General features: G+C 58.8%; 4 protein-coding genes. All 4 read left to right on the top strand.

Annotated features, from left to right (window positions below):
• Positions 1-292, top strand: a 292-nt coding sequence (locus KJ970_01105; GenBank protein MBU2689499.1) for a hypothetical protein, incomplete at its 5' end; no start/stop codon positions are given.
• A gap of 234 nt (positions 293-526) precedes the next feature.
• On the top strand, positions 527-2161 hold the full coding sequence (locus KJ970_01110) for a DUF3352 domain-containing protein (GenBank protein ID MBU2689500.1): 1635 nt from the start codon (positions 527-529) through the stop codon (positions 2159-2161).
• A 17-nt stretch (positions 2162-2178) separates the two neighbouring features.
• Complete coding sequence (locus KJ970_01115; protein MBU2689501.1) at positions 2179-2859, top strand: ABC transporter ATP-binding protein; 681 nt, start codon at positions 2179-2181, stop codon at positions 2857-2859.
• A complete protein-coding gene (locus KJ970_01120) occupies positions 2846-4132 on the top strand; it encodes an FtsX-like permease family protein (protein ID MBU2689502.1) in 1287 nt (428 codons plus the stop codon). Before KJ970_01115 ends, KJ970_01120 begins: the two co-directional genes overlap by 14 nt.
• Positions 4133-4377: the final 245 nt, after the last annotated feature.

Raw genomic sequence — 4377 nt, forward strand, 5'->3', positions numbered from 1 at the left:
GAGCCAGCACGATGTCGCGGTCGATCCCGTTTTCGTGGATGGGGAGTTCTTCGTGGGGTTTTGGGGGGATTGGCCTGAATTCCAGGAAGGCTGGTACTGCGCCGCGGACCTGAACGGACCGGGCGGAAAACCGCGAACGAAAATCGCACCCGGATTCCCACCGGCAGACGGCTGGCAAGATCCGAGCCTTTTCTTCGAGCCGACCCAATCGATGGGCATTGGGGCGTACGTCATCGAAATGGCGACGCCGGTCGCGAAAACGACCTGGGGGCGGATCAAGAGCCTCTACTAGCCATAGTTGAGCGCCGGAACCGAGGTGCACAGGGGGAGAAACAGATCCAAGCTAGTTTCAATCTAGTGAGGTGATAGATCGATCCCGTCGCCAAGCCCTTCTCCTTCGCGCCCCATAGTCTCCTTGAGGTCGTCCCACCTCCTGCAAGAATAACCCTGGCCTTAAAGACAAACACTGCCATGGAAAGGAGATCGGGCGATGAGGAGACGAACGATAGTCATAGGGTTGATTCCTTTGATCGCGATCATGATCCTCGCGGGCTGCGGCAAGAAAACTACCGGAATAGGAGGGGCGTCGGCGGCCGCCGAACTCATCCCGGCCGACGCCGCCATGGTCTTTTCCATCGAGCATCCTGAATCGCTTTACCAGCGCCTTCATCTCGGCGAACTGTTGCCCCTGATGAGCGGCGGGGACAGCAAATGGAACGCCTTCATGGATCTCGACAGCCTGCGCACCATGGGGCTCGATCCGCTGCTGCCGGTGACCATCGCCGTCTTCGGAGAAGATCCTGCCACCTTCGCGGTGTTTCTGGAGGGCGACGGCCGGGACCTCGGAAAGAACCTGCGGGATGTGCTGGAGAGAGAATCTCAAACCGTCAAGTCGCTGGCGACTCAAGAGAACACAGAGATCCTCGGCGACGAGGAGGGCAAGTATTCCTACTTCACTTCGGAGAGGTTTCTGGTCGTCAGCGGCAGCAGTGACCCCGACACTGTTCGCGCTTTAACAGTGGCTCAGAAGATCCTCAATGTAAGCCCCGACCAGTCCTTGGGTCGCTCAGCGGATTATAGAGACGCCATCGCCAAGCTGTCGGCGGGGCGGGACCTTTCGTTCTATGGTCGTATCGACATGGAGTCGCAAATCGTCAGGGCCAAGAAGGAGCTCGCATCCCAAGAGGATGTCGATCCCGGCCTCGCAGCGCTCGTAGAAAAGGTCGTCCGCATGGCTGAGGATGTGAGGGGCTCCGCCGGCGCGGTCAGCTTCATTCCCAATGGACTGACCGCGGAGGGTTACGCCGGGATCAAGAGCGGCTCGGAGTTGCTCTCCTTCCTCGAGCCCGCCAGCGGTTCGGGATCCTTCCATCGCCGGATCCCCGGCAAGCCGAGATTCCTCTATGATTTCAATTTCAACGCGCAGGCGCTTTGGACGTGGGTGCGCGCCAACGTGATCGATGAGATTGAGGACATTTCGGAAGGGTTTGACAAGGCAGAGAAGGAGCTTCGTCAGGAGCTCGGCATCGAGCTCGAGCAGGATCTCATCCGCCAGATCAAGGGCGATATGATGCTTCTCATCGACCAGGTTGCTTTTATCGGGAGCGACGCCGTTCTCTACTTCCAGATCGACCGGCCCGATGTTTTCCAGCAAACCCTGGATAAAGTCGTAGAGTATGCTAAAACGCGCACTGGAGGGCAGCAACCGACTTTCGAGAAGGACGAAGTCGGCGGAGTCTCCTTCTACATTATTGCCATGCCGCCGTTCGCTGAAGTCTGCTGCGGCATCGTGGAGAACTACCTGGTCATCAGCAGCACACGCGCGCGTTTCGGCCAAATCGTCGACGGCGACAGCGGCTTCGCTGACGCGTTGGAGTATCAGGCACTCACCGACGCCATGGGTCACAATCCTACTAGCCTCTTCTACCTCGATCTCGAGTTGATCAGCCAGGTGCTGAATGCGTTCGGCGGGTTCATCCAACAGGATCAAGCAGGGGTGCCGCAGATGGCGGAATCCGTACTCCAAGAGCTCAAGCTCAAGCACTTCCTCGCGACCGGCTTTGCTGAAGACGACGGAATCCGCACGACCATTCGCATCGAATCCGATCGGTCCGACTTTTGGGCCGGCCTTGCCGATCTGACGAAGAAATTTGCGCAGTAAGAGAAACTGAGGGCCTGGTGGCGGACAAGATCACTCTCAAAGACGTCCATGTGAGCGTCACTGGTCCGGATGGGACACGAGCGATTTTACGGGGCGCGACGGCTTCGATCCATGAGGGCGAGATCGTCGCCCTCATCGGCCCGTCCGGCTCCGGCAAGACGACGCTTCTCAATGTTGTCGGAGGATTGGAGCCGGCCTTCGCGGGCACTGTTCTCATCGACGGCGAGCCGGTGTGGAACCTTCCTGATGCGGGCCGCGCCGAGGTTAGAAGCAAAGGCATCGGCTACGTCTTCCAAGACTTTAATTTGATCCCCGATCTGAGCGTCGAGGAGAATCTCGCCCTGCCCCTCCTGATGCAGCCCCACCCAGCTGCGGAGCCGCGGGCCCGGGTGTTTGAGTTGTTGACGCGCATAGGATTATTAGATTCAGCCCGTACACGCGCCGATCGGCTTTCGGGCGGCGAGCGCCAGAGGGTCGCCATTGTCCGGGCTCTGGTGACGCAGCCGGAGATTGTACTAGTGGATGAGCCCACGGGCAATCTCGATGAGGAGATCGGGCATCGCGTCATCGAGATTCTCCTTGAGTACCGGGCGCAGCACCGCGCCACAATGCTCATCGCCACGCATGACGAACGTCTGAAACAGCAGGCGGATCGCACTCTGCAGCTCCGGGATGGAGTCCTTCATGCCTTGGCTTAAGCGACTACGCTTTTTCTACCTTCTCAATCGAGGAAGCCGGCGCAGGCTTGTGGCGGCCAATGTCGGACTCCTTATCGGGGTGACCTTGGTCACACTCTTCATCGCTTCAGGTCTCGGTCTTCGTACGCTCGTTCTAGATGGATTTCTGGGCGCGCTACCGCTTGACCAGATCAAGGTTGTTCCCAAGTCTATGGATATTGCCATTCTGCGTTTGGGGCGGCCGAAATTCCTCGGCGGAGGCACGCTCGATGAAGCGGCCGTGGAAAAACTCGTCTCCGATAAATCCGTGCAGGCGGTCTATCCGATCGCTTATGCCCGGTTTCCGATCCATCTCCATGCGGAGTTTCTCGGCTCCCAATACGGCACCGACACGTCGGTGCAGGGAATTGATCCGCGCTGGGTCGCTGATGAACTGCCTCAAGACGCCGCCTTCGTGTTTAACAATTCCCAACCGATCCCCATCCTCCTATCGCGCAAAGTACTGCAATTTTACAATGCGGGATTTGCCCCGGCGAACAACCTGCCGCGGCTCACGGGAAGAGCCGTTATCGGCCGCGAGGTCGCGATCGAACTCGGTATCTCATCGATTGCCGGCGATCTCGATCGATCGATCTCAAAGCAAGCGCTCATCGTGGGTCTTTCCGACCGGATCGATCCCTTCGCCGTCGCCGTGCCGCTCGCCATGCTGGATTACTACGACCGGCTCCTGCTCGACGAAGAGCGCAAATCCTACGATGCGGTTGTGATCCAGGCTTCTTCCCCGGGAGAAATCGCCCGTATCGAAGCTTTGGCGCGCAAACTGGGGCTCGAGATCACACCGGAATCGCATTTGGCGCGTCAGGTAGACGCTGGGATCAGCGTCGCCATCGTGGTCTTCAGCCTGCTCGGGGGAGTCATCATTGGGTTGTCTTTAATGAACGCCACGAACACGCTCATTCTGATCCTTCGCGAGAGGCGTTTTGAGATGGGCGTTGTGCGGGCGCTCGGCCTCAGTCAGCGGCGTCTCGTCGGACTCCTTGCCGCTGAAGCCGCGCTTGCGGGCGCGTTAACGGCCTTGATCGCCGTCGCCCTGAGCGCGGCGGTGCTGGCCCTGGGATCCCATTTTCTCGAAAGCTCCATCGGTCAGATCATGCAGACACCGATTCCCCTGAAGCTTCCCGGCTGGCTCATTCTTGCGGTGCTATGCCTGACCCCCGTCGTCAATGCACTCGCCGTCCTTGTTCCGGCGATGCGCTCTGTCAGCGGGAGTATCGCGCTTGCGCTGCGGCGGTAGCTGCTGCCCGCTATCCCAAATGACCGCAGGGGTGACTACGCAGACATGGGTTCATTGCCGCGGTGAATATGAACCATGCGGTCCACCAAAAGGGGTTAAGAATGGGTAAGCGGTCAGTAAACAGCACCCCATATATTCTTCGACGAAGGATGGGTCTTCTCTAAACTAGAGCTTTATCGATCTCTTCTGCGGTACACCGGTTGGGCAACAGCTTTTCGATTTCCTCGAGAGTCCCCGCCTTCGGC

The organism is Candidatus Eisenbacteria bacterium, from assembly GCA_018831195.1.
Classification (GTDB): Bacteria; Eisenbacteria; RBG-16-71-46; order CAIMUX01; family JAHJDP01; genus JAHJDP01.

Bases quoted from the DNA above. Each gene is read 5' to 3' on its own strand.
- KJ970_01120 (MBU2689502.1), top strand. From the start codon at position 2,846: ATGCCTTGGCTTAAGCGACTACGCTTTTTCTACCTTCTCAATCGAGGA.